Here is a 24,042-nt window from a genome sequence, read left to right as displayed (position 1 = left end):
GTTTACTGATGTTTAAATTTTAGAAGATCGCGACGTTGTTTTTTTTCTGGACGGCGATCTGGGCTCGGGTTGTGAGCATTTAATTTGCGTGCTAATGCATGACGCTCACGCTTTTCTATACTCTCAGGCGTTTCTGAATAGAGGGTTTGCGCTTCCGGTGCACCGCGCCTTTGATCCGATACCTTCTCGATGGTAACGGTTTTTTCTTCTTGACCTTGACGCAGGGTTATCACTGCACCAAGCTCAACAATTTTGCTCGGTTTTGAACGTTGACCATTATAATGGACTTTACCGCCATCGACCATCTCTCGTGCAATAGAGCGCGTCTTATAAAATCTTGCCGCCCAAAGCCATTTATCGAGTCGAACTGCTTCGCTAGTGGAACTCATGGTGTTGAATGACCTCTAATCTGTGTTCTTTACTCTTCGTTGAGGGATAAAGTGGTGCTTGAGCAGCATATTTTCAACTAATTTTGAAAATTAATGATATTAAAAAGACTAACGGATGTTTAATGGTATATTCTTCTGCTTTTGTGTTTTTGTTATGGCTTAAGAATAATCTGATAAGTGTGTAGGTGGGTTGAGTCGTCAGTTGGTGATGCATTAAAGTGTTATTTCTGGCAGCAAGGTAGTTCAATATGTTGAAAAATATCTCTCGTTTACAAAAGCCGGTAAGTTCGTTACTCACATTGGTGCTGCTGTCCATATCGGCTTGGATATTAGGAAAAATGGTTTGGATGATAACGAACGAGTCAGTTGTTATTTCCCCATGGCACCATTCTTCTGCAAGTTTTGCCTCAACAGAAGCCCAGTATCTCGACATTAGTTCGTTACAAAAAAGCAACTTATTTGGTCCGTATTCAGAATCTGCTGCTGTGCTTGAAACCCCTCAAGTTGTTGATGCCCCTAAAACACGTTTGAATTTAATTCTTGTTGGTGTGGTCGCCAGCAGTGATGCTGACAAAAATTTGGCTGTGATTGCTAATAAAGGGGCTCAGTCCACCTATGGCATCAATGAAGTGATTGAAGGAACAAGAGCGAAGTTAAAAGCCGTGTTTCCTGACCGGGTGATTATTGATAACTCCGGGCGTGACGAAACCCTAATGTTGGATGGTATTGATTACTCCAAGCGCAGCGACAGTGCTAGTGTTAGTGCCAATAACGAGCGACCTAAAGCTCCTCGCCCGGCGCCGAATCATATGAACAGTGACGAAGATCAGTTAGAAACTATTCGTCAAGCTATCCTCAACAACCCACAAGATATTTTTCAGTATGTTCGTCTTTCTCAAGTGAAAGAAGAAGACAACATTGTCGGCTACCGAGTCAGCCCAGGCAAAAATGCCGCTTTATTTGACTCTGTAGGGTTGCAAAACGGTGACATAGCGATTGAATTTAACGGGTTTGATTTAACCAAGCCTGACGTAATGAATGATTTAGCATCTGCGGTGTCAGAGATGACAGAGATTAATTTGTCGGTTCTACGTGACGGTCAGCAGCATGATATCTATATACCATTGTAATACTGACGCATCAGCTTCAGCTTAGGGAGTATTTGTGAAGCATTGGCTTAAAAAAAGTGTGTGGCTGATAGCCAGCAGCTTATTAATTTCACCTGCAGTATTAGCCAGTGAATTTAGTGCGAGCTTTAAAGGCACCGACATTCAGGAGTTCGTCAATATCGTTGGACGTAACCTTGAAAAAACCATCATCGTTGATCCGTCAGTGCGCGGGAAAATCGATGTACGCAGTTACGATACGCTCAATGAAGAACAATATTACAGCTTCTTTTTAAATGTCCTTGAAGTGTATGGTTTCGCGGTTATCGAAATGGATAACGGTGTCCTGAAAGTGGTCAAAGCGAAAGATGCCAAAACGTCGCCAGTACCGGTATTGGGCGATAATGATCGTGCGTCAGGCGACAGCGTCGTCACGCAAGTGGTTGCGGTTAAAAACGTCTCGGTACGCGAGCTTTCACCACTGTTACGCCAACTGATTGACAATGCTGGCGCGGGTAACGTTGTTCATTATGGCCCAGCCAATATCATTCTGATTACCGGGCGGGCTGCGGTGGTAAATCGTTTGGCAGATATCATTCATCGTGTTGACCAGGCCGGCGATAAAGATATTGAAGTGGTGGAGCTTAAGAATGCTTCGGCGGCAGAAATGGTGCGTATCGTTGAAGCGTTAAACAAAACCACCGATGCGAAAAATACCCCCGAATTTTTGCAGCCCAAATTGGTGGCGGATGACCGTACTAATGCCATTCTTATTTCCGGTGATCCTAAAGTTCGTCAACGTCTAAAAAGCTTGATTAACAAGCTGGATGTAGAGATGGCGACGAAAGGCAATAACCGCGTGGTCTATCTTAAGTATGCCAAAGCCGAAGAGCTGGTGGATGTGCTGAAAGGGGTCTCAGAGAACCTGCAAGCCAAAGAGCAGCAAGGCGGACAGAAAACCACAAGTGCAAAAAACAACGAAGTGATGATCGCGGCCCACAAAGGCACCAATTCACTGGTTATCACCGCTCCCCAAGACATTATGAATGCCATGCTGGACGTGATATCTCAGTTGGATATTCGTCGTGCTCAGGTGCTTATCGAAGCTTTGATTGTTGAGATGTCAGAAGGCGACGGTATTAATCTTGGGGTGCAATGGGGTTCTTTGGAGAGTGGCTCTGTTATCCAGTATGGCAATACTGGCGCCTCTATCGGTCAGGTTATGGTTGGTCTAGAAGAAGCGAAAGATCAAACCACAACGGAATACTATTATGATTCTGCCGGTAACCGTCACCCTTACGATTCTACCGAATCCGGCGACTACAGCACCTTAGCTTCAGCACTATCGGGCATCAATGGCGCGGCGGTAAGCATTATGATGGGCGACTGGACGGCACTATTGAGTGCGGTATCGAGTGATTCCAACTCCAACATTCTTTCATCACCCAGTATTACGGTAATGGATAATGGCGAAGCCTCTTTTATCGTTGGTGAAGAAGTGCCAGTGATTACCGGCTCTGCGGCGAGCTCAAACAATGAGAACCCATTCCAGACGGTTGACCGCAAAGAAGTGGGTATCAAACTGAAAGTGGTGCCACAAATCAACGAAGGCGATTCAGTGCAACTGAAAATTGAGCAAGAGGTATCGAACGTTTTAGGCGCAAATGGTGCGGTAGACGTCCGTTTTGCTAAACGTCAACTGAATACCTCGGTAATGGTGCAAGATGGTCAGATGCTGGTATTAGGCGGTTTGATCGATGAGCGAGCGCTGGAAAGTGAATCCAAAGTACCACTGTTAGGCGATATTCCGCTGCTTGGCTATCTGTTTAAATCCACCAGTACGCAGGTAGAAAAGAAAAACCTGATGGTGTTTATCAAGCCAACCATTATTCGTGATGGCATGACAGCAGATGGTGTCACGCAACGTAAATACAATTACATTCGTGCCGAACAACTGTTCAAAGCCGAACAAGGTTTGAAACTGATGGACAACAGCAATATTCCAGTATTGCCTAAGTTCGGTGAAGAACGCCGTCATCCGGCGGAGATCCAAGCATTTCTTGATCAAATTGATGCCGGTCAAATGGAAGCGAAGCAATGACAGAAGCTGTCGCATCCATTATTCGGCGTTTGCCGTTTAGTTTCGCTAACCGCTTCAAGTTGGTTCTGGAGTGGGACTCGACTCAGGCCGGTGCTTGTGTCTATTACGTTGCTCCGGTTTCGATGGTTGCACTGGCGGAAGTGAAACGTGTGGTTCGCGGTCGTTTTCAATTGGTGGCGCTGAGTGCCAGTGAGTTTGAAAGCAAGCTGACACAGGTTTATCAACGAGACTCTTCTGAAGCGCGCCAGTTAATGGAAGATATTGGCGCCGACAGTGATGACTTCTTCTCTCTGGCAGAAGAGCTGCCACAAAGCGAAGATTTGCTCGAGTCAGAAGATGATGCTCCGATCATCAAACTGATTAACGCCATGCTCGGTGAAGCGATTAAAGAAGGCGCTTCCGATATTCATATCGAAACGTTCGAAAAGTCATTGTCGATCCGCTTCCGTGTTGATGGTGTATTACGTGACGTGCTAAGTCCGAGCCGCAAACTCGCTCCTTTACTGGTTTCGCGTGTGAAAGTTATGGCGAAGCTCGACATTGCTGAAAAACGCGTTCCGCAAGATGGTCGTATCTCCTTACGTATTGGTGGCAGAGCGGTGGACGTTCGTGTTTCAACCATGCCCTCTTCTCACGGCGAACGGGTGGTGATGCGTCTGTTAGACAAGAATGCAACGCGTCTTGATTTACACAGTTTAGGTATGACGCCATCAATTCAGGACAGCTTCCGTCAATTGATTGAAAGACCTCATGGTATTCTGCTGGTTACCGGCCCGACTGGTTCTGGTAAATCGACGACGTTATACGCAGGTTTGCAGGAGATCAACTGCAATGAACGCAATATTCTTACTGTTGAAGATCCGATAGAGTTTGATATTGATGGCATTGGGCAAACACAAGTGAACCCAAGAGTCGATATGACCTTTGCCCGCGGTTTAAGAGCTATTCTGCGCCAAGACCCTGATGTGGTGATGGTTGGTGAAATTCGTGACCTAGAAACGGCACAAATTGCGGTTCAGGCTTCTTTAACTGGTCACTTAGTGATGTCGACTTTGCACACCAATACTGCCATCGGTGCAATTACCCGTTTACGTGATATGGGGATTGAGCCTTTTCTACTTTCATCGTCACTGCTTGGTGTACTGGCGCAACGATTGGTTCGCACCTTATGTCCTGACTGTAAAGAAGCCTATCAAGCCGACGATTCACAGAAAAAACTGTTTGCTGTGAAGAAAAAATCGCAACTGACGCTCTACCGGGCAACAGGTTGCGCGCATTGTAATTACAAAGGCTATCGTGGCAGAACCGGTATCCACGAACTGTTGTTGGTCGACGAAAAGGTTCAGGCGCTGATCCACGATGAGTCCGGTGAGCAAGCTATCGAGAAACAGATCCGCGACTACACCCCAAGCATTCGTCAGGATGGTTTGGATAAAGTGCTGCAAGGTATTACCTCACTCGAAGAAGTGATGCGAGTATCCAAGGAATCCTGATGGCGGCATTTGAATACAAAGCGTTGGATGAAAGAGGACGAAACAAAGCTGGCGTTATCGAGGGAGATAGCCCTCGTCAGGTACGCCAACGGTTGAAAGAGCAGAATTTAGTACCGATTGAAGTGGTAGAAACTAAAGCGAAATCACAGCAATCTCAGTCTGGATCTTCGCGTTTCAAGAAAGGCATCAGTACGCCGGATTTAGCGCTCATTACTCGTCAGCTTTCTACATTGGTTCAGTCCGGAATGCCATTAGATGAGTGTCTGATGGCGGTATCTGAGCAGGCAGAGAAGCCACATATTCGCAATGTGTTGTTAGCCGTTCGTTCTAAAGTGACGGAAGGGCACACATTGGCGGACAGTTTTGGCGACTACCCACATATGTTTGATGATCTGTTTCGCTCTATGGTTTCCGCCGGAGAAAAATCAGGTCATTTGGATTCCGTTCTTGAGCGTTTAGCTGACTACGCGGAAAACCGTCAAAAATTGCAGTCGAAACTTCTGCAAACCATGATTTATCCAATCGTGTTGGTGGTGTTTGCCGTCGGCATTGTTGCTTTCCTATTAGCTTCGGTAGTGCCAAAGATTGTTGGACAATTTGTACAGATGAATCAACAACTGCCAGCGTCGACTCAGTTTTTGCTTGCTGCGAGTGAATTTGTGCAACACTGGGGATTACACGTATTGGTCGGCATTGTCGCGCTAGTCTATTTAGTCAAGTGGGCACTGAGAAAGCCGGATATACGTTTACGTTGGGATAAAAAACTGATGTCTTGGCCTGTCGTCGGCAAGATTGTCCGTGGTTTAAACGCTTCGCGATTTTCACGCACCTTGTCCATTTGTGCCTCAAGTGCGATTCCGATTCTGGATGGTATGAGAATTGCCGTGGATGTGATGTCTAATCACTACGCGAAGCAACAAGTCGAGCTTGCTGCTGAAAAAGTCCGTGAGGGGATCAGCCTGCGCAAAGCATTAATGGAAACCAAACTTTTTCCGCCAATGATGCTGCATATGATTGCTAGCGGTGAACAAAGTGGTGAGCTAGAAAACATGCTGACCCGAGCGGCGGATAATCAAGACGCCAATTTTGAATCAACAGTGAACATCGCATTAGGCATATTTACACCAGCGTTGATTGCTGTGATGGCAGGGATGGTGCTGTTTATCGTTATGGCGACACTGATGCCTATTTTGGAAATGAACAATTTAATGACGAGATAACACTTTTGCCTTTTGGCTCACATAGAAAATGTTATTTCTAGCAATTACAAAAAATATGAATTTGCGGTATGGAGCAAAAATGAATAAACGTAATAAAACTCAGGCTGGCTTTACTCTTTTAGAGATTATGGTGGTTATCGTGATTCTCGGTATTCTGGCAAGCCTTGTTGTACCTAATTTAATGGGCAACAAAGAGAAGGCCGATCAGCAAAAGGCGATTACCGATATCGTGGCATTAGAGAATGCGCTGGATATGTATAAACTGGATAACAGTGTTTACCCAACCACAGATCAAGGCTTAGACGCATTAGTGACAAAACCATCCAATCCTGAGCCTCGCAATTATCGTGATGGCGGTTACATTCGTCGTCTGCCTCAAGACGCTTGGGGTAACGATTACCAATATTTAAGCCCGGGTGATAACGGCACGGTGGATATTTTTTCTCTTGGTGCTGATGGTCAGGAAGGTGGCGAAGGTGCAAACGCCGATATTGGTAACTGGAATATTCAAGATTTTCAATAAAACCGATAACTAAGGACAGGGGGCGGTAGCCTAATGCCAAGCAGTTAAGAGAATCCTCGTTCCCATGCTCTGCGTGGGAATGCATATTTGACTAACAGAAAGTCAGATTAACTGCCTATTTGGGCTTTGGTATGCATTCCCACGGGGGACCGTGGGAACGAGAACTCTGTCTTTTTGAGCTTAACTGACAGACATTAGGCGGTAGCCCCCGCTTTTCTTTCATGAAGCAATCCCGTGGCTTTACATTGCTGGAAATTTTATTAGTGCTAGTGCTGATTTCGCTCAGTACTGTGGCGGTTATTGCTACATTTCCAGTTTCGCAGCAAGATGAGGCTAAGCTGACTGCCCAAAGTCTATTTCAAAGACTTCAGTTGCTCAATGAGGAAGCGATTTTAAGCGGTCATGATTTCGGATTACGAGTTGATGAGAACAAAGGAGCGTTGCTCTTTCTCACATTAACCGCAGATGGCTGGCAGGAACTGGAAAAACGTCAATTGAGTTCAGAACTGAAACTTGCTGCGGATGTTGTGCTCGATTTCCAGTTAGGTGGCGATGTTTGGGCCGAAGATGACCGCCTATTTGAAGCGGGAACGTTGTTCGACCAAGAGATGTTTGCCGAGGAAAAATCGCAGCAACCCCCACAGGTTTTCATCTTGTCCAGTGGTGAAGTCACCCCTTTTGTTTTAAATATTTATCCTAAACAACAGGGTCTTGAACGTTGGCAAATTGTTGTGCAAGAGAATGGGCAAATACGCCTGTTAGCGCCGGGAGAGCAAGATGAAAAAGCATAATGGCTTTACCTTGCTTGAGGTGTTGGTGGCGCTCGCCATTTTCGCCACTGCTGCGGTCAGTGTTATTCGCGCGGTCAGTCAACACATCAACACCGTCCAATATCTGGAAGAAAAGACATTTGCTTCGATGGTGATAGACAACCAAATGGCTTTAGTGATGCTTGCGCCGAGTGAATTGCGTGCGAAAAAGGGCACAGAGTCGCTGGCAGGGAGAACTTGGTATTGGAAAGTGACACCGATTGATACTTCGAGCGGTTATCTGCGTGCGTTTGATGTTAGTGTCGCAGTCGATGAAAACAGCAGTCCTATCACCACGGTGCGAAGTTATGTCGCGAAGTAGAAGAATGCGAAATAACGGTTTTACGCTGATTGAAGTGCTAGTGGCTATTGCGATTTTTGCCAGTCTGAGTATCGGTGCTTATCAGGTTTTAAATCAGGTGCAGCGCAGTAATGAGCTTTCACAGCAAAGGACAACACGGCTAAATGAAATCAATCGAGCCGTTGTGCTCATGGATGCAGATTTTCGCCAAATAGCGGCACGTCAATTTCGTACTCAAGGTGATGAACCAAGTAAGCAGTTTTTGATTTGGCAAGACACCCTGTTGGGATCGGATCAAAAGGGAATCATATTTACCCGTTTAGGTTGGAATAACCCACAGCAACAATTTCCCCGTGGTGAAGTTGCTAAAGTTGCTTATCGCATCAGAGATGGAGTACTGGAAAAAATTTGGTGGCGTTATCCAGACACGCCAGTAGGACAAGAAGGTGTTGTTACGCCAATACTGACCCAAGTAGATAGCTGGAGCATGCGTTTCTATTACGATGGCAAATGGAGCGATACTTGGCAGAGGAATATGGTGTTACCTAATGCCATTGCCGTAAAATTGACATTAAAAGATTACGGTGAAATTGAACGTATTTATTTCGTCGCTGGCGGCGTTGTTCAAGGGGGCGAAGATGCTTCGTAACTCTTTACAACTCGACCAGCCTCAACGTAATCACTCCCAACGTGGTGTGGCACTGATCGTTGTATTGTTGCTACTGGTGATCATGGTTTCCATTGCGGCCACGATGTCGGAGCGATTGTTTACTCAGTTTCAGCGTACGAGTCATCAAGTGAATTACCAGCAAGCTTATTGGTACAGTGTGGGCGCCGAAAGTTTGGCGAATGTCGCAATTGAACAAAGTTATAAAGACAGTGACACCATCAATTTGAGTCAGATCTGGGCGCTAGAGGAACAGACGTATCCGCTGGATTATGGTCAGTTACGCGGGCGAATTTATGATAAACAGGCCTGTTTTAACCTTAACGTGCTCAGTAGCGTTGAATCAAGCTCGGGCAGCAACAGTAAGCCCTATCTGCTTAGCGTCTGGCAGACATTGTTGGAAGAGCTGGAGATAGATAACTATCAGGCAGAAGTCATTGCTGATTCGACTCGGGAATTTGTTGATAGTGACGAACGGGTACAAAGCACTTACGGTGTAGAAGATAGTTATTATGAGTCGATGTCGCCAGCTTACATGGCAGCTAACAGTTTGTTCGCCGATAGCAGTGAGCTACGCGCAGTACAGCAAATGACCGGCGATGTGATGCTCAAAGTTACGCCTTATGTGTGTGCATTGCCAACGGATGACTGGCGTCTCAATGTGAATACTTTGGCTCCTGAAAATGCCGCACTGCTAGCTGCGATGTTTAGCCCTAATTTGTCTCAAGCAAACGCCAAAGCGGTATTGGAAAATAGACCGTTCGATGGATGGGGAAGTGTTGATGCTTTTCTCGCAGAGCCGCAAATCGCCGCAACAGGCGAGAGCATTATCGAGCAGGCGAAAGGCTATTTGACGGTCGACAGCCAGTATTTTGAATTGGATGTACAAGTTTTAGTGGATGAGGCGCGCGTCAGAATTCGCAGCCTCTTTTATAGTGAAAATAGAGAAACTGCAACGGTAGTTCGCCGTCGCTTTGGAGGGATCAGTGAGCGAGTTTCTGACCGTTCGACTGAGTAGTCAAAAAGAAGCCATTATTCCTTGGTTGGTATGGTCTTCGACACAACAAGAAGTGATCGCCAGTGGCGAAGTTTCAGGTTGGCAACAACTGGAACAGCTCCGCTCATACGCTGAACAGCGTTCAACCATCGTTTTGCTATCTGCCAGTGATGTGGTCTTGAGCCAAGTGGAGATTCCTGCTGGTGCGAGTCGTAAAATTGAGTCAATGCTGCCTTATCTGCTAGAAGATGACGTCGCGCAAGATGTGGATGATATGCATTTTAGTATCATTCAAAAGTCAGGAAATAAGGTTGAAGTTGCGGGGATTGACCGTGAATTTCTGCAATCTTGTGTTGATGGGCTGTCTGCTGTCGGTGTGGTCGTTAAGCGGGTGCTCCCTGATGTTCTCTGTGTGCCCGTTCAGCAAGGTTTAACAGCCGTGCAATTGGGGCATGAGTGGCTGATCCGTAAAGGCCAAGCTCAGGGGATTTGTGTCGATAGCGACTGGCTGCCATTGTTCAGCCAATCAGATTGGGTTAAAGAGGGGGAGGATTTCTTACCTCTTACGGCCTTTACTCCACTGCCTGAGTTGAGCTTGGCGGAAGGTCAAAATTGGCAGTTCACACCTTCTGCTCTGGTGATGCAATTACTGACGGAGCAAGCTTTGTTAAGCAAAATCAATTTGCTTACCGGAAGCTTCAGAGTGAAATCGTCATCGTTGAAGTATTGGCGTATCTGGCGCAAAACCGTGTATGCGGCGGCGTTGTTTGTTGTGGTGCTTGTTGGTTTCAACCTTTTGCAAACTCAACGTTTTGAGCAGCAAGCGCAAACCTATCGTGCGGAAAGTGAACGAATATTTCGCAGCGTGTTTCCTGAGCGAGAAAAAATTCCAACCGTAAGTTATCTCAAGCGTCTAATGAATGATGAACTGAATGCTTTGCAAGGCGGGGGGCAGGGATCACTATTGGAGTGGATGAGTCAACTACCTGCCACATTAGGTACGATTCAGGGTATGGATTTACAGAGTGTTAAATTCGACAGCAATCGTGCTGAAATGCGCTTAGAGGCCACAAGTAAAGATTTTCAAAGCTTTGAGCAAGCCAGAGTGAAGCTCGCAGAGCAGTTTATCGTTGAACAAGGGCAAGTGAACAAAAATGGTGACGTAGTCGCAGGTTCGTTTGTTTTGAAGCAAAAATAGGTATTAGTAATGAATGAGCAAATAGCGAATAAATTAGTGATGCCATTGCAACGCTGGTGGCAGAACATCAATCAACGTGAGAAGGTGATGGTTGCTCTCTGTTCCCTGTTGATTGTGGTTGCTGTGGTATTTTGGGGCGTGATTCAGCCGCTTAACGAGCGAAGCGAACAGGCGCAAAACCGCATCCAAAGCGAAAAACAGTTATTAACTTGGGTCACCGATAACGCAGAAAAAATTACCATGTTGCGCAAACAGGGGGGCGTGGTTCGAACTTCTGCCCCGCTGAATGAAGTGATCACGACTTCGACTCGTGAGTTCAAGATCGAGCTTATTCGTGTGCAACCTCGTGGCGAAATGATGCAAGTGTGGGTGCAACCATTGCCGTTTTCCCGGCTCATGGCCTGGATTGCTTATTTGCAAGAGCAGCAGGGTGTGGATGTGGAATTTATTGATATCAAACGCGCTCAACAAGCCGGTGTGGTTGAAGTACAACGTTTGCAATTAAAACGAGGCGGATAAATTGAAGAAAGTTGTAGGCTACAGCGTGGTTTTTGTTGTGGTATTCATCACCAGCGCTGTAGTAAACCTCCCTGCGCAGTTTGTTTTTCAGCAGTTACCATTGCCTTTACCGTTGCAGGTGATGGGTGTTCAGGGCACGATTTGGCAAGGCAGTGCAGAGCAGGTGCGTTGGCAAGGTCGCCATCTCGGTGATATGCGTTGGCAGTTAAAGCCTTCAGCATTATTGGCTGCAAATGTGGAAGTGGATGTACGATTTGGACGCGGCAGTGAGCTAAGCTTGCGTGGAAAAGGAACGCTTGGTTATGGTTTATCTGGTCTTTACGCGGAAAATGCCATCGTGTCTATGCCCGCTGATATTGCGTTAGCACAAGCTCCGCTTTCGTTACCGATTGAAGCTCAAGGGCAATTGGAACTGTCGATTAACCAATATCGTTATCAGGCGCCATTTTGTTCAAGCGCTGAAGGCTCATTGGTTTGGAGTTCTGCCAATGTAGAATCACTACTGGGTGTGTTAGCGCTCAACCAAGTGATGGCTGATTTGCAATGTAGCGACAACACGCTGACAGTGAAAGGTAAGCAAAATAGCCAGCAAGTGGGCAGTGAGTTTTCTGCTCAGTTGAATCCCAACCTCAGCTATCAGGCTGACGGCTGGTTTAAACCGGGTGCCGAGTTCCCTGAATCGTTAGCACAGCAACTTAAATGGTTACCTGAACCCGATGCTCAAGGTCGTTACAGTTTTAAGCATCAGGGGCATTTATAGTTCCCCTTGTTGTGGCTAGCATTTCAGGATTTCATCCCAGGGAAGGTCTGCATCGCCTAAGACGATGAAGTTGGGGTTCTCTAATGTCTCTCGTTCATTGTAGGAGAGCGGCTTTAGCGCGGTATTGAGAATCCGTCCGCCCGCTTCTTCGACGATGCATTGGGTTGCGGCAGTATCCCATTCGCCTGTTGGTCCCAAGCGTAAATAGCAGTCCACAGCACCTTCCGCAACCAAACAAGCTTTTAGTGCAGCCGAACCAAGAGGAACTAAATCATAGTTCCAGGCACTACTCAGTTTGCTGGTAATGCGGTTGATGTCCTGACGACGGCTAATGGCAATGGCAATGGACTGATTTGGCAATTCATGGGTATGGGTGCGAATTCTCAGGCTCTCAGACATGTCTGGGATCTTCCATGCCCCTTTGCCGGAATAAGCATAGTAAGTGACGCCTGATACAGGTCCATACACGACGCCCATCACCGGTTTGTTGTGTTCGACAAGGGCAATAATCGTGGCGAAGTCACCACTGCGAGCAATGAATTCCTGAGTTCCATCCAAAGGGTCAACTAGCCAGTATCTCTGCCAGGTTTCACGAGTTTGTAAACTGATGTCAGCATCTTCTTCAGAAAGAATGGGGATATCCGGCGTTAACTCTTTTAAGCGTTCCATTAGTAGCTTATGTGCGGCGAGGTCAGCACTGGTCACTGGCGTTTCATCTTTCTTAGTGAATGCCTGATAAGACTTATTCTCATAAATATCGAGTATCAACTGGCCGGCAGAGCGAGCAATTTCGATGACTTCTGGCAGTAGATGAGAGAGATCTTTGGCTGTTGGCATAATCTTTCCTATAACTCTGGCGGTTATTATCGCAGGTAGCGCAGAGTAAGCATTAGCGCGGTGATACTGCGAGCTTCGCAGAAGTCTAAGTGTGTCAGCAGTTCTTCAGCTTGCGCTAAAGGCCAACGTACCACTTGAAGAGGCTCAGGTTCATCACCTTCCAATTGTTCTGAGTATAGATCCTGTGCAATAAAGAGCGTCATTTTGCTCGAGAAATAAGACGGAGCCAGTACCACTTCTTTCAGGGCGGTCAGTTTATGTGCCCCGACTCCCACTTCTTCTTTCAGTTCACGGTTCGCTGCTTGTTCCGTTGTCTCCCCCGGGTCCATTAACCCTTTTGGGAAGCCCAATTCATAGCGTTCTGTTCCGGCACAGTATTCGCGAACTAGAAGCAGATCACCTTGTTCAGTGATTGGAACCATCATAACGGCGTTACGACTACTTGGTTTCATCCGTTCGTAAGTGCGTTGTTCGCCATTGGAAAAACGAAGATCGAGTGCTTCGATAGAAAATAGCTTTGATTTAGCCACCACATTCTTGGCGAGAATCTCCGGTAACTTGGACGGCATTCACTGACTCCTTTACTGCATTAATTTTCTTACTATATGAGAAAATGTCGCAACTTAAAATATCACTTTCATCGGAGAGACAAATAAAAAAAGCTGATGCTTGTGGCATCAGCTTTTTTGGGATTGGATCATTAGTAGTATGAGTGGTCACCACGGTCATGTTCGGTTGCATCGCGAACCGCAGTTAGCTCGCCTTCGAACTGAGCCAGAAGCTCTTTCTCAATCCCTTCTTTTAGGGTGACATCGACCATTGAACAGCCGTTACAGCCGCCGCCAATGCAACAATAGCCACGCCTTGGTCAGTGATTTCAACCAGACTAACGTGACCGCCGTGACCCGCAAGTTGTGGGTTCACCTGAGTTTGAATGGCGTATTCAACACGTTCAAGCAGACTTGCGTCATCAGCCACTTTACGCATTTTGGCGTTTGGTGCTTTCAGCGTGAGTTGTGAACCCATTTTGTCAGTAACAAAATCTATCAGCGCATCTTCAAGGAAAGGTAGGCTGAGTTCGTCAACGTAAGCAGAGAATTGGTTAAATGGAATCTCAGTATCGCTGGCTTCAACCGCTTCTGGTGGGCAGTAAGAAACGCCACATTCAGCGTTTTGTGTTCCCGGGTTTACGACAAAAACACGAATGTTTGTGCCATCAGGTTGCTGTGACAGCAGTTTTGCAAAGTGAGACTGAGCAGATTCAGTAATAGTTATAGTGTTAGTATTTGACACGACGAATACCTGAGTGCATTTGTAGGTTATTTGGTCACCATTCTACTCCTGTGATGGCAAGAATCCAGCCCTTTTGTTTTTATGCTTGGGCTTTACCTGCTCTCGTCCGGTTCAGGAGTGCGGCATATACAGTAAATATCAACCCTTTCGACGCCTACTTCAAGTAGCAAGTGACATAAATGCTGCACGGTACTCCCTGTGGTGACGACATCGTCTACTATTGCAACATGATTGCTGTTGGGATGCCGGTTAAGACGAAAAGCTTTGGCAAGGTTGCGCTTACGCTGAGCTTTAGTTAAACCTTGTTGCGCTTTGGTATTCAATATTCTGGAAAACAGTTGAGGTTGATAATCAACTGCGAGAAATGCAGCTAAATGTTGAGCAATCAGATCGCTCTGATTGAATCCTCTACGCAGATATCGATACCAGTGAAGAGGAACGCTAGTAATGACAGGTGCTGGAGTATCAATACATTGTGACAGGCGTTTTGCCAGTGGTTTCGCCTGCCAGAATTGACGTTGATATTTGAGTTGATGGATGCTATTGCTGAGCGGAAACTGATAATCACCGACACAATAGAGTTGATGCCAAATCGGTGGTTTGCTAAGACATTGACCACACATATCAACGGGTGCCAGTGTTTTTAAACCACAGCGTTGACAACGAGGCAACTGGGGATACCAAGCTTCACATGCCGAGCAGACGCTATAAGCTTGTAGATTATCCGATGGTAGCTTACAGATTGGGCATTGCGGCGTGAGACTGTCTCGTATAAAGGAGTCATCTCGTCTAAAGAGAGCATGGCGTATAAAATTAGCTTTTTGAAACCAATCAGATAACATATTTTTTGCCTTAATCAAGAAGGAATCAATATCATGTGCCTTCGGTAAAATGGATGGAATGAATTTAGTAGGAGAGTGTGTGACTATGGTTTCAGAGTTGTATTGGCAAGTGAGTGGCAGTGGGCCTGATATCGTGTTGGTCCACGGCTGGGGGATGAATGGTGCGGTTTGGCAGCAAACGGTTGATATTCTCAGCTCCCAGTTTCGTGTTCATGTGGTTGATCTCCCGGGATATGGACACAGTGCGAATTGTCATGCTGAAAACCTGGAAGAGATAGCTCAGGCTTTGATAGTTAATGCACCGCAAAAGGCAATCTGGATTGGATGGTCACTGGGCGGGCTTATTGCAACCCATATGGCTCTGCATCACAGTCAATACGTCAGCAAGTTGGTGACGGTTGCCTCTTCACCGAAATTTGCTGCAGACAAACCGTGGCGTGGTATTCAGCCTAATGTGCTTGCTGCGTTTACAGACCAATTGGTGGAGGATTTCCAGCTTACAATTGAGCGTTTTATGGCTTTGCAGGCCATGGGCAGTCCGTCAGCAAGACAAGACGTGAAAACCTTAAAGCAAGCTGTTTTATCTCGCCCCACCCCAAACCCTCAAGCATTGTTCGCTGGGCTCAAAATGCTCGCTGACGTCGATTTGCGTAAGCAGCTTGTTCATATCTCCGTACCAATACTGCGTTTATACGGACGTTTGGATGGTCTGGTGCCGATTAAAGTCGCCCATGATTTACAGCAAGTGATACCGAACAGTGAGCAATACATTTTCAGCGAATCGTCTCATGCGCCATTTATGACCGAACTGGATACCTTCTGTCAGCAGTTGATCACTTTTGCCCGTAGTTAATCACTTTTGCAGCGAGTTTAAGGTTAACAATAAGCTAGCTATTTGATGTACATATGTTTTATTTTTGTGCTAAATATTTGTGCGGACTGGTCGATAAATAAGCTAACCCGATAAGGCAAAGGGAAACTCTGTTTTGTTGGGCTGGGCGATACTGAGGAGGTTTCGGCTATGATTGTGTCACCGACTAACGTTAGTGTGCCACTTATCGCCCCATCAGTGAACGTTCAGACAGAGCAGGCTGCGCGAGACAATAAAGTTCGTGAACCTGTGCTGCCGACCGTTGAGCTGGCCAGAAGCAACTCGGAACGTAATGTAAAAGCTGATGATAAAAGGCGAAAGCGGGCCTCGTGGGATCCATCACAGCATCCTGATTATGATGTGGTGACAGAACATGAAGCACAATCCTCTTATCAACAAGAAAGGCACAGTGAGCTCGATAGGCTATTTGAGCTATTGGCACTGTCGACATACAGTGAAGAGCAAGGTAAAGGCTATGCAATGCGGTTTCGTTTACCGAAACGTGTCATTGATGATGCGGTAACTGCTGGAAAAATGGCTCTCAGACGTACTGTCATTAAGTACCACTATGGGCACGCTGTGGCGCCAAATATTCCGTCAGAAGTGATCGCGATATTATGAATATCGTCATTTCGCAGCAGGAAAAATAAAATCCCCATGGCAAAAGCGATGGGGATTTTTATTGGTAGCGTCAAATTCTTTTGTTTCGAATTGAAGGCTCTGGGGTCACTTTAGCGTTTCGCTTTAGCAAAAGCGTCTGCAAAAGCACTATTAAAACCGCCACTTTGAGCGTCATTACGACCACGAGCAGTACTATTTCCTTGGGAAGAACGGTTGTTTCCGCGTGGTTGATTTCCCCTAGGTTGAGCGTTGTCAGAACGAGCTGGACGGCTGTCTTGTCCCGGTTCATCATTAAGACGCATAGAAAGCGCAATACGTTTACGCTGTACGTCTACTTCCATCACTTTGACTTTAACGATATCACCTGCTTTTACTACTTCACGGGGATCGGAGACATAGCGATCGGTCAGCGCAGAAATGTGCACTAAGCCATCTTGGTGAACACCAATATCCACAAAGGCACCAAAGTTGGCTACGTTAGAAACGACACCTTCCAGCACCATACCGATCTCTAAATCAGACACTTCGGTGACGCCGTCGGCAAAGGTGGCGGTTTTAAATTCAGGACGCGGGTCACGTCCTGGCTTATCAAGCTCTTTAATGATATCGCTAACGGTTGGCACACCAAAGTTTTCATCGGTGTAATCCACGGCACGTAAACGACTGAGGAAATCACTGTTACCAATCAAAGCGTTAATGTCTTGCTTGTTTTTCTCTGCGATGTTTTTCACCACAGGATACGCTTCAGGGTGCACTGCTGATGCATCAAGCGGGTTTTTGCCATTCATAATGCGCAGGAAGCCAGCACACTGCTCAAAAGCTTTTGGTCCTAAACGGGCGACTTTTTTAAGATCAGTTCGGGCGTTGAAACGACCATTCTCATCACGGTAGTCGACAATGTTTTGCGCGAGTACTGTTGAAAGGCCAGCAACTCGGGTCAACAATGCTGGAGATGCGGTATTCACATCCACACCGACGGCGTTTACACAGTCTTCCACTACCGCATCGAGACGTTTTGCCAGTAGCGATTGGCTGACATCGTGTTGATATTGACCCACACCGATAGATTTCGGGTCAATTTTCACTAGCTCTGCCAGTGGGTCTTGCAAGCGGCGAGCAATCGATACAGCACCACGCAAAGACACATCCATATTCGGAAATTCTTTGGCTGCCAGTTCTGATGCAGAATAAACCGAAGCGCCCGCTTCGCTGACCATGATTTTTTGCACTTTCAGACCATCACGTTTGATCATCTCAGCCGCAAAGGCATCGGTTTCACGAGAAGCGGTACCATTACCAATCGCAATCAAATCTACGTTATGTTTTTTGACTAATGCTGATACCGTCTGCATTGCACGGTCATATTGGTTTTGCGGTTGATGCGGGTAAATGGTATCGGTTGCAAGCACTTTACCGGTTGAATCAACCACCGCCACTTTACAGCCAGTTCGCAAACCCGGGTCTAAACCTAAGGTAGCACGAGGACCAGCAGGTGCCGCCATGAGCAGGTCTTTGAGGTTGGTTGCGAAGACATTGATGGCTTCGATCTCAGCACGCTCTTTCATTGTGCCCATTAGCTCGGTTTCCATATGCATAGAAACCTTGATACGCCATGCCCAGCTAATGACTTGCTTACGCCATGTGTCTGCTGGTGCTTGGCTCAAATGAATGCCGTAATGTTCCGCAATAATGGTTTCACAATGAGACTGACGTGCGGTTTCTTCAAGCTCTGGATCCGCATTTAGAGTCAGGGTTAAGAAACCTTCGTTACGTCCGCGAAGCATCGCAAGAGCGCGGTGCGACGGCACTTTGCTCACAGGCTCTTGGTGCTCAAAGTAGTCTTTGAATTTTTCACCTTGTTGTTCTTTGCCTGCAACCACGCGAGAGACTAACTCTGCATTACGAGTCAGGTGACGGCGGATTTTTTCCAGCAAATCAGCATCTTCAGCAATGCGTTCCATAATAATCGCTCGCGCACCATCAAGCGCCGCTTTGCTATCTTCGATGCCTTTGTCTGCGGCAATATAGCGCTCAGCTTCCGATTCAGGTTCTATCTGCGGTTCATTCCACAGCTTGTCTGCTAAAGGTTCTAAACCTGCTTCGATCGCGATCTGACCTTTGGTGCGACGTTTTGGTTTGTATGGCAGATACAGATCTTCAAGGCGGGTTTTGCTGTCAGTTTCAGAAATCGCTTGCTCTAATTCAGATGTCAGTTTGCCCTGATCCTGAATCGATTTAAGAATGGTTTGACGGCGGTCTTCCAGTTCACGCAAATAAGACAGGCGACTATCCAGAGTACGCAGTTGGGTATCATCCAGACCACCAGTTACTTCCTTACGGTAACGAGCGATAAAAGGAACTGTGTTGCCATCATCAATTAGGTTGACGGCTGCGATGACTTGCTCTGAGCGAACGTTTAGCTCATTGGCAATCAATTGGCAGATAGCTTGGCTCATCCGTAGATCTCTTTAATTCATTGGTACTAATAGGGCTATATGGGGGTGTGAAGCCGAAATTTCCAGTCTTGAACTATATGCGGCTTCACTGTTTGAAAATATTAATCTTGGTAGCGAATGGCATTTACAAACCACTCTTTCGGACCTTCAGGCGTGTGAACAACAAATTCATCGTCCACTTCTTTCTTCAGCAGTGCGCGAGCCATTGGCGAGTCAATCGAGATATAGCCTTTTGCATCGCCATAAATTTCATCAGGACCAACAATGCGAAATGCTTTTGCGTCGCCATGTTGGTTTTCAATTTCTACCCAAGCGCCAAAGAATACTTTGCCTTCCTGTTGCGGTGAGTAGTCGACGACTTTCACCTGCTCAAGACGTTTGCGCAGGTAGCGAACTCGGCGGTCTATTTCACGCAATCGTTTCTTGTTGTACTGGTAATCAGCGTTCTCGCTACGGTCACCTAAGCTAGCTGCCCAAGTCACTTTTTTTGTTACTTCAGGGCGTTCTTCGCGCCATAATGTATCCAGTTCTTTTTTTAGACGATCAAAGCCTTCACGTGTAATAAGGTTGGTCTTCATATTCCTGACTTATGGTAATTGCAACTGGCTGCTACATTAGCTAAAAAAGAAATAAACGTTAACAATTCTTTGAATTACTTTGGTCAGAAGGATGTTACATTTCACTATCCCAGAAAGGTATGGGGTTGAATAACGAATAGGTGGGACGTAAATGCAAGAAAACTTTAAAGTCTTAGTGGTCGATGACGATGCGCGTTTGCGTGCGCTACTGGAACGTTACTTATCTGAGCAAGGCTTCCAAGTGAGAAGTGTTGCCAACAGTGAGCAAATGGACCGCCTATTAACTCGTGAAACCTTCCATATCATGGTGTTAGATTTGATGCTGCCTGGTGAAGACGGTTTATCTATCTGTCGTCGTCTGCGTAATTCAAACAATATGATTCCTATTCTGATGCTGACGGCGAAAGGCGATGAAATCGACCGTATTGTTGGCTTAGAAATCGGCGCGGATGATTACCTGACCAAGCCTTTTAACCCGCGTGAGCTATTAGCGCGTCTTAAAGCGGTATTACGTCGTCAGACGATTGAAGCGCCGGGAGCGCCAAGCTCTGAAGAGTCGATGGTCGAGTTCGGTGAGTTTCGTCTAAACTTGGGTACTCGCGAAATGTTCCGTGGTGAAGAGTCAATGCCTCTGACCTCAGGTGAATTTGCCGTGCTAAAAGCGCTGGTGATGAATGCGCGCGAACCGTTATCTCGTGATAAGCTGATGAATATGGCTCGTGGTCGTGAATATTCGGCAATGGAGCGTTCAATCGACGTACAAATTTCTCGTTTACGTCGAATGCTGGAAGTAGACCCAAGCAAACCTCGCTATATTCAAACCGTGTGGGGCTTAGGCTATGTTTTTGTTCCCGATGGTAAATTAAATTAATTACCGTTCTAGGCACGCGTTGACTGATTGGAATTGGTGGCGCGTGTAGCTCTCTTTCCTCGATGCGAGCCTTGTGGTGTTAAACAAGGTTATTGTATGCGTATTCGTAGCTCGTTTACTCAATCCATTCTTCTGTTTTTAAGCCTGCTCATTGCCAGTCAGGTTTACTCGTATTACGCGGTGTTCAACTACGCGCTAATGCCGAGCTTAAACCAGTTCAACAAAATCCTCAGTCACGAAATCAATCTGATGCTTGATGATACCGTCAATCAAGATACGGGTGTTCCGCTGGATGCGCTGTTACGTCGCCGTGTTCTCGAACAGTTGGGTGTGACTATTCATGCTGAAGATAGCCCTATTGCCAGTGAGTTTGAACACGCTATCAGCATTGATTTGATGAGCGAAGACATGAGCTCGGAGCTTGGCTCTCCAACGGAAGTGCGGATGATGTCTGGCGCGGAGAGTTATATTTTGTGGATGAAAATCGAGGCGTTGCCGGGGCAGTTGCTGCGTATTCCTCTTTCTGAATTGCGCGAGAAGGATTTTGCCCCTCTGTTTCGTAACAGCATCATCATGGCGTTGATGATTGTTTTTGGTGGCTGGCTATTTATCCGTATGCAAAACCGACCACTCATCACATTAGAGAAAGTGGCGCAAGCTGTTGGTCGTGGTGAGGTTCCTCCACCGCTGCCAGAGAGAGGAGCCTCGGAAATTCGCTCTGTGACACGCGCTTTTAACCAAATGTCAAAAGGCATCCAAGCGTTAGAAGAAGACCGGGCTTTGCTGATGGCCGGTATCAGTCATGATTTGCGTACACCGTTGACTCGCATTCGATTAGCGACAGAGATGATGGCTCCGGAAGACAGCTATTTGGCTGAAGGGATCATCAGTGACACTGAAGAGTGTAATGAGATCATCAGCCAGTTCATGGACTATTTGAAACCTGTCAACAAGCAAACCTTCGAAATCGTCAACGTGAATGATATTGCTCAGGACGTAGCAAGCTCAGAAGGTGGATATGAAGTACAGATCGAAGTTGAACTATATAAAGACAAAGCGAATGCCTTTGGTAACCCCATTGCGATTAAGCGTGCGGTGAGCAACTTAGTGGTGAATGCGGTTCGTTACGGCAATGGCTGGGTAAAAGTCAGTTCAGGTGTTACTGCAGACAACAGCATGGTGTGGGTTTGTGTTGAAGACAATGGACCGGGCATTGAGCCAAGTCAGGTGAACAAAGTATTTGAACCGTTTACTCGTGGTGATACGGCTCGCGGTAGCGAAGGTACCGGTTTGGGGTTGGCGATTGTGAAACGCATTATCAGTCAGCACAGTGGCTCAGTGGTGGTCAGTAATCGCAGCCAGGGTGGTTTACGAGCGCAGATTAGCTTTCCGACTAAGTAAGATATAAATAAAGGCTCAATGACTTGAGCCTTTATTTTTATGAGCAGGGTTAGGGCGCTAAGCTTTGGCGTAAATGTCTCGCTCACCTAGCCAGCGATCGATAATCGCGGTGGCATTGCTCGGGTAATTTTCATGGATATGGCGAGCTATGCGCTGAACTTCTGGGACAAGGCGCTGATCTCGCACTAAGTCTGCAATTTTGAAATCCGCTAAACCGGTTTGCTTGGTGCCGAGTAGCTCGCCGGGACCACGAATTTCCAGGTCTCGTTGCGCTATAACGAAGCCGTCATTACTTTCTCGCAGTACGCCAAGGCGTTTTTGCGCGGTTTTGGATAGTGGCGCGTGGTATAGAAGTACACAGTGACTGGCAACGGAGCCTCGCCCAACCCGACCTCGCAACTGGTGGAGCTGTGCCAAACCGAGCCGCTCTGGGTTTTCTATGATCATTAAGCTTGAATTGGGTACATCCACACCAACTTCAATCACTGTGGTGGCGACCAGAAGATGCAGCTTATTATTTTTGAATGCCTGCATGACCTCTTGCTTCTCAGCCGGTTTCATTCTGCCGTGCACTAAACCGATTTTGACATCTGGCAGTTTGCGTTGCAGCTCTTCTGCGGTGTCTGCGGCGGCTTGTGCCTCCAAGACCTCAGACTCATCAATGAGCGTACAAACCCAATAGGCTTGTTTTCCTTCATTTAGACAAGCATTACGTACCCGTTCAACGATATCATCCCGTTTGGTGTCTGGAATTGCTACGGTCTGGATTGGTGTTCTGCCCGGCGGGAGTTCATCGATAATCGAGGTTTCCAAATCCGCATAAGCAGTCATTGCCAGAGTTCGAGGAATAGGGGTTGCTGTCATGATCAATTGATGTGGATACGCGCCCTGTTTCGCCCCTTTTTCGCGGAGTTCCAAACGCTGGTGGACACCAAAACGGTGTTGTTCATCGATAATCACTAAAGCTAAATGGTCGAATACCACCTGTTCCTGAAACAGTGCGTGAGTACCCACTACCATTTTTACTTCTCCACTGGCAATACGTGCGAGCTCGGTTTCTTTGGCTTTGCCTTTCAGTTTACCCGCGAGCCAACCGACCTTGATACCCATAGCCTCAAACCATTGGCTGAAGTTAATGGCGTGTTGCTCTGCTAACAATTCTGTTGGTGCCATCAAGGCGACTTGGTAGCTGTTTTCAATCGCACTGGCGGCGGCCAGTGCCGCAACCAGTGTTTTACCTGAACCTACGTCCCCTTGAACTAAACGCATCATAGGATGAGGTTTTGCAAGGTCAGCTTCGATTTCGTTAACCACGCGAGTCTGAGCTTTGGTCGGCGAAAATGGTAATTGAGCCAGCAACTGATTTTTCAGCGTGTCGGAGGCTTTGAGAGGTAAAGCGATATCTTGCTGGCCTTTACTGCGAACCGCCAGCATTGAAAGGTTCTGGGCCAGTAACTCTTCCATGACCAAGCGGATTTGTGCCGGATGGCGACCGTCATCAAATAAGCTTACATCGATATTCGATGGTGGGCGATGAATGGTATGCAGCGCCTGAGCCAGAGTGATTTGATGATCGTATAAACCGGATGGAAGCAGTTCCTGTACTGCCGCTTTATCAAGTAGAGTTAGTGCCTGCTCGGTCAAATTACGCAAGGTCAATTGTCGCAGACCTTCGGTGGTTGGGTAGACCGGAGTCAGGTTGGCTTCGACATCGGGTTTCTGCTCTGGGAAATAGAACTTGTACTCAGGATGAATGATTTCCAACCCAGTATTACCACGTTTTATCTCTCCGTAAGCGTGTACTAACTTACCTTCAGTAAAGTTGTTTTTAATCCCGGCTGTAAAATTGAAAAAGCGCAGTGTTAATGTGCCGTTTCCGTCGCTGATTTTTACGGTCAGCATTTTGCGGCGGCCGAAGGTGGTATCGACCGCCATCACTTTACCTTGCACTGCCGCCCAAAGACCCGGGTGCAGTTTTACCATCGGGTAGATTCGGGTGCGATCTTCATAACGTAAAGGCAAGTGAAACAGCAAATCTTGTACGGAGATAAGCCCAACTTTTTCCAGTTTTTCGGCCACTTTTGCGCCCACTCCGGAAAATGAGGTTAATGGAATTGCGGATAAAAGCTGAGACATAATCAACCAGTTAGCTGTTTGGAATAAGGGTTATTCAAACATTAAGCTGTGTT

Annotated in this window: 23 protein-coding genes and 1 pseudogene; 16 read left to right on the top strand and 8 right to left on the bottom strand. The window is 46.7% G+C overall.

Annotated elements, in window-relative coordinates; translation table 11 throughout:
* Positions 1-2 precede the first annotated feature (2 nt).
* Positions 3-389 carry a ribosome-associated heat shock protein Hsp15 gene (gene hslR / locus ACK5MF_RS03005; RefSeq protein WP_416919234.1) on the bottom strand — a complete coding sequence of 129 codons (387 nt, stop codon included), beginning with the start codon at positions 387-389 and terminating at the stop codon, positions 3-5.
* A gap of 248 nt (positions 390-637) precedes the next feature.
* Here hslR and gspC point away from each other — a divergent pair, with 248 nt between their 5' ends.
* The 12 genes from gspC to ACK5MF_RS02945 all read left to right on the top strand — a co-directional run bounded on the left by gspC (position 638) and on the right by ACK5MF_RS02945 (position 12,083).
* Positions 638-1,519 (top strand): type II secretion system protein GspC, encoded by an 882-nt coding sequence (gspC, locus tag ACK5MF_RS03000; protein ID WP_416919232.1) that lies wholly within the window; start codon positions 638-640, stop codon positions 1,517-1,519.
* A gap of 34 nt (positions 1,520-1,553) precedes the next feature.
* A complete protein-coding gene (gene gspD / locus ACK5MF_RS02995) occupies positions 1,554-3,596 on the top strand; it encodes a type II secretion system secretin GspD (RefSeq protein WP_416919230.1) in 2,043 nt (680 codons plus the stop codon).
* Positions 3,593-5,089: a type II secretion system ATPase GspE gene (gene gspE, locus ACK5MF_RS02990; RefSeq protein WP_416919228.1), complete on the top strand. Its 1,497-nt coding sequence runs from the start codon at positions 3,593-3,595 to the stop codon at positions 5,087-5,089. Before gspD ends, gspE begins: the two co-directional genes overlap by 4 nt.
* Positions 5,089-6,309, top strand: a complete 1,221-nt coding sequence (gspF, locus tag ACK5MF_RS02985) for a type II secretion system inner membrane protein GspF (RefSeq protein WP_416919227.1) — start codon at positions 5,089-5,091, stop codon at positions 6,307-6,309. The genes gspE and gspF overlap by 1 nt, the downstream gene beginning before the upstream one ends.
* 79 nt (positions 6,310-6,388) lie before the next feature.
* The gene (gene gspG / locus ACK5MF_RS02980) at positions 6,389-6,832 is read left to right on the top strand and encodes a type II secretion system major pseudopilin GspG (RefSeq protein ID WP_416919225.1); all 444 of its coding nucleotides are present in this window, start codon (positions 6,389-6,391) and stop codon (positions 6,830-6,832) included.
* A 221-nt stretch (positions 6,833-7,053) separates the two neighbouring features.
* Complete coding sequence (gspH, locus tag ACK5MF_RS02975) at positions 7,054-7,623, top strand: type II secretion system minor pseudopilin GspH (protein WP_416919224.1); 570 nt, start codon at positions 7,054-7,056, stop codon at positions 7,621-7,623.
* Entirely contained in the window at positions 7,610-7,963 is a 354-nt protein-coding gene (gene gspI, locus ACK5MF_RS02970; protein ID WP_416919222.1) for a type II secretion system minor pseudopilin GspI, read from the top strand. The genes gspH and gspI overlap by 14 nt, the downstream gene beginning before the upstream one ends.
* Positions 7,950-8,591 (top strand): type II secretion system minor pseudopilin GspJ, encoded by a 642-nt coding sequence (gene gspJ / locus ACK5MF_RS02965; protein ID WP_416919220.1) that lies wholly within the window; start codon positions 7,950-7,952, stop codon positions 8,589-8,591. The genes gspI and gspJ overlap by 14 nt, the downstream gene beginning before the upstream one ends.
* A complete protein-coding gene (gene gspK, locus ACK5MF_RS02960) occupies positions 8,581-9,627 on the top strand; it encodes a type II secretion system minor pseudopilin GspK (protein WP_416919218.1) in 1,047 nt (348 codons plus the stop codon). The genes gspJ and gspK overlap by 11 nt, the downstream gene beginning before the upstream one ends.
* Complete coding sequence (gene gspL / locus ACK5MF_RS02955; RefSeq protein ID WP_416919216.1) at positions 9,596-10,804, top strand: type II secretion system protein GspL; 1,209 nt, start codon at positions 9,596-9,598, stop codon at positions 10,802-10,804. Before gspK ends, gspL begins: the two co-directional genes overlap by 32 nt.
* Positions 10,805-10,813: 9 nt before the next feature.
* Positions 10,814-11,323 (top strand): type II secretion system protein M, encoded by a 510-nt coding sequence (locus ACK5MF_RS02950; RefSeq protein WP_416919214.1) that lies wholly within the window; start codon positions 10,814-10,816, stop codon positions 11,321-11,323.
* Between the two features lies 1 nt (position 11,324).
* On the top strand, positions 11,325-12,083 hold the full coding sequence (locus ACK5MF_RS02945) for a type II secretion system protein N (protein ID WP_416919212.1): 759 nt from the start codon (positions 11,325-11,327) through the stop codon (positions 12,081-12,083).
* A 15-nt stretch (positions 12,084-12,098) separates the two neighbouring features.
* Here the strand turns inward: ACK5MF_RS02945 and cysQ are convergent, their stop codons facing one another.
* From cysQ to ACK5MF_RS02925, 4 genes and pseudogenes are all read right to left on the bottom strand, one after another.
* Positions 12,099-12,920, bottom strand: a complete 822-nt coding sequence (gene cysQ / locus ACK5MF_RS02940; RefSeq protein WP_416919210.1) for a 3'(2'),5'-bisphosphate nucleotidase CysQ — start codon at positions 12,918-12,920, stop codon at positions 12,099-12,101.
* 26 nt (positions 12,921-12,946) lie between these two features.
* Positions 12,947-13,489: an ADP compounds hydrolase NudE gene (gene nudE / locus ACK5MF_RS02935; RefSeq protein WP_416919208.1), complete on the bottom strand. Its 543-nt coding sequence runs from the start codon at positions 13,487-13,489 to the stop codon at positions 12,947-12,949.
* Between the two features lie 131 nt (positions 13,490-13,620).
* Positions 13,621-14,213: pseudogene (gene nfuA / locus ACK5MF_RS02930) on the bottom strand (Fe-S biogenesis protein NfuA).
* A gap of 92 nt (positions 14,214-14,305) precedes the next feature.
* Positions 14,306-15,055, bottom strand: coding sequence for a ComF family protein (locus ACK5MF_RS02925; RefSeq protein ID WP_416919206.1), 750 nt, complete (start codon positions 15,053-15,055; stop codon positions 14,306-14,308).
* An 85-nt stretch (positions 15,056-15,140) separates the two neighbouring features.
* Between ACK5MF_RS02925 and bioH the strand changes: the two genes are divergently transcribed.
* Positions 15,141-15,908 (top strand): pimeloyl-ACP methyl ester esterase BioH, encoded by a 768-nt coding sequence (gene bioH, locus ACK5MF_RS02920; RefSeq protein WP_416919266.1) that lies wholly within the window; start codon positions 15,141-15,143, stop codon positions 15,906-15,908.
* Between the two features lie 168 nt (positions 15,909-16,076).
* Positions 16,077-16,547 carry an ATP-dependent Lon protease gene (locus ACK5MF_RS02915; protein ID WP_416919204.1) on the top strand — a complete coding sequence of 157 codons (471 nt, stop codon included), beginning with the start codon at positions 16,077-16,079 and terminating at the stop codon, positions 16,545-16,547.
* Between the two features lie 110 nt (positions 16,548-16,657).
* On the opposite strand, the gene ACK5MF_RS02910 is transcribed toward ACK5MF_RS02915, so the two are convergent.
* Positions 16,658-19,003: a Tex family protein gene (locus ACK5MF_RS02910; RefSeq protein ID WP_416919202.1), complete on the bottom strand. Its 2,346-nt coding sequence runs from the start codon at positions 19,001-19,003 to the stop codon at positions 16,658-16,660.
* 101 nt (positions 19,004-19,104) lie between these two features.
* A complete protein-coding gene (gene greB / locus ACK5MF_RS02905; protein WP_416919200.1) occupies positions 19,105-19,581 on the bottom strand; it encodes a transcription elongation factor GreB in 477 nt (158 codons plus the stop codon).
* Positions 19,582-19,732: 151 nt separating this feature from the next.
* Between greB and ompR the strand changes: the two genes are divergently transcribed.
* Together ompR and envZ are read left to right on the top strand one after the other, a co-directional pair.
* Entirely contained in the window at positions 19,733-20,452 is a 720-nt protein-coding gene (ompR, locus tag ACK5MF_RS02900) for a two-component system response regulator OmpR (protein ID WP_416919198.1), read from the top strand.
* Between the two features lie 96 nt (positions 20,453-20,548).
* Complete coding sequence (envZ, locus tag ACK5MF_RS02895; protein ID WP_416919196.1) at positions 20,549-21,853, top strand: two-component system sensor histidine kinase EnvZ; 1,305 nt, start codon at positions 20,549-20,551, stop codon at positions 21,851-21,853.
* Positions 21,854-21,910: 57 nt separating this feature from the next.
* Here the strand turns inward: envZ and recG are convergent, their stop codons facing one another.
* Positions 21,911-23,989, bottom strand: coding sequence for an ATP-dependent DNA helicase RecG (gene recG, locus ACK5MF_RS02890; protein WP_416919194.1), 2,079 nt, complete (start codon positions 23,987-23,989; stop codon positions 21,911-21,913).
* Positions 23,990-24,042: the final 53 nt, after the last annotated feature.

Source organism: Vibrio sp. (assembly GCF_047973365.1).
GTDB lineage: Bacteria > Pseudomonadota > Gammaproteobacteria > Enterobacterales > Vibrionaceae > Vibrio.
The sequence above is the reverse complement of the archived record's forward strand: the minus strand, read 5'-3'. Positions and strand labels throughout refer to the sequence as shown.

Excerpts from the sequence above, each read along its gene's own strand:
- nudE (WP_416919208.1), bottom strand. The coding sequence starts at position 13,489 with ATGCCGTCCAAGTTACCGGAGATTCTCGCCAAGAATGTGGTGGCTAAA.
- ACK5MF_RS02925 (WP_416919206.1), bottom strand. The coding sequence starts at position 15,055 with ATGTTATCTGATTGGTTTCAAAAAGCTAATTTTATACGCCATGCTCTC.
- envZ (WP_416919196.1), top strand. The coding sequence starts at position 20,549 with ATGCGTATTCGTAGCTCGTTTACTCAATCCATTCTTCTGTTTTTAAGC.
- ACK5MF_RS02915 (WP_416919204.1), top strand. The coding sequence starts at position 16,077 with ATGATTGTGTCACCGACTAACGTTAGTGTGCCACTTATCGCCCCATCA.
- gspI (WP_416919222.1), top strand. The coding sequence starts at position 7,610 with ATGAAAAAGCATAATGGCTTTACCTTGCTTGAGGTGTTGGTGGCGCTC.
- ACK5MF_RS02910 (WP_416919202.1), bottom strand. The coding sequence starts at position 19,003 with ATGAGCCAAGCTATCTGCCAATTGATTGCCAATGAGCTAAACGTTCGC.
- gspE (WP_416919228.1), top strand. The coding sequence starts at position 3,593 with ATGACAGAAGCTGTCGCATCCATTATTCGGCGTTTGCCGTTTAGTTTC.
- ompR (WP_416919198.1), top strand. The coding sequence starts at position 19,733 with ATGCAAGAAAACTTTAAAGTCTTAGTGGTCGATGACGATGCGCGTTTG.
- gspH (WP_416919224.1), top strand. The coding sequence starts at position 7,054 with ATGAAGCAATCCCGTGGCTTTACATTGCTGGAAATTTTATTAGTGCTA.
- cysQ (WP_416919210.1), bottom strand. The coding sequence starts at position 12,920 with ATGCCAACAGCCAAAGATCTCTCTCATCTACTGCCAGAAGTCATCGAA.
- bioH (WP_416919266.1), top strand. The coding sequence starts at position 15,141 with ATGGTTTCAGAGTTGTATTGGCAAGTGAGTGGCAGTGGGCCTGATATC.
- gspC (WP_416919232.1), top strand. The coding sequence starts at position 638 with ATGTTGAAAAATATCTCTCGTTTACAAAAGCCGGTAAGTTCGTTACTC.
- greB (WP_416919200.1), bottom strand. The coding sequence starts at position 19,581 with ATGAAGACCAACCTTATTACACGTGAAGGCTTTGATCGTCTAAAAAAA.
- gspG (WP_416919225.1), top strand. The coding sequence starts at position 6,389 with ATGAATAAACGTAATAAAACTCAGGCTGGCTTTACTCTTTTAGAGATT.
- gspK (WP_416919218.1), top strand. The coding sequence starts at position 8,581 with ATGCTTCGTAACTCTTTACAACTCGACCAGCCTCAACGTAATCACTCC.
- gspJ (WP_416919220.1), top strand. The coding sequence starts at position 7,950 with ATGTCGCGAAGTAGAAGAATGCGAAATAACGGTTTTACGCTGATTGAA.
- recG (WP_416919194.1), bottom strand. The coding sequence starts at position 23,989 with ATGTCTCAGCTTTTATCCGCAATTCCATTAACCTCATTTTCCGGAGTG.
- hslR (WP_416919234.1), bottom strand. The coding sequence starts at position 389 with ATGAGTTCCACTAGCGAAGCAGTTCGACTCGATAAATGGCTTTGGGCG.
- gspF (WP_416919227.1), top strand. The coding sequence starts at position 5,089 with ATGGCGGCATTTGAATACAAAGCGTTGGATGAAAGAGGACGAAACAAA.
- ACK5MF_RS02950 (WP_416919214.1), top strand. The coding sequence starts at position 10,814 with ATGAATGAGCAAATAGCGAATAAATTAGTGATGCCATTGCAACGCTGG.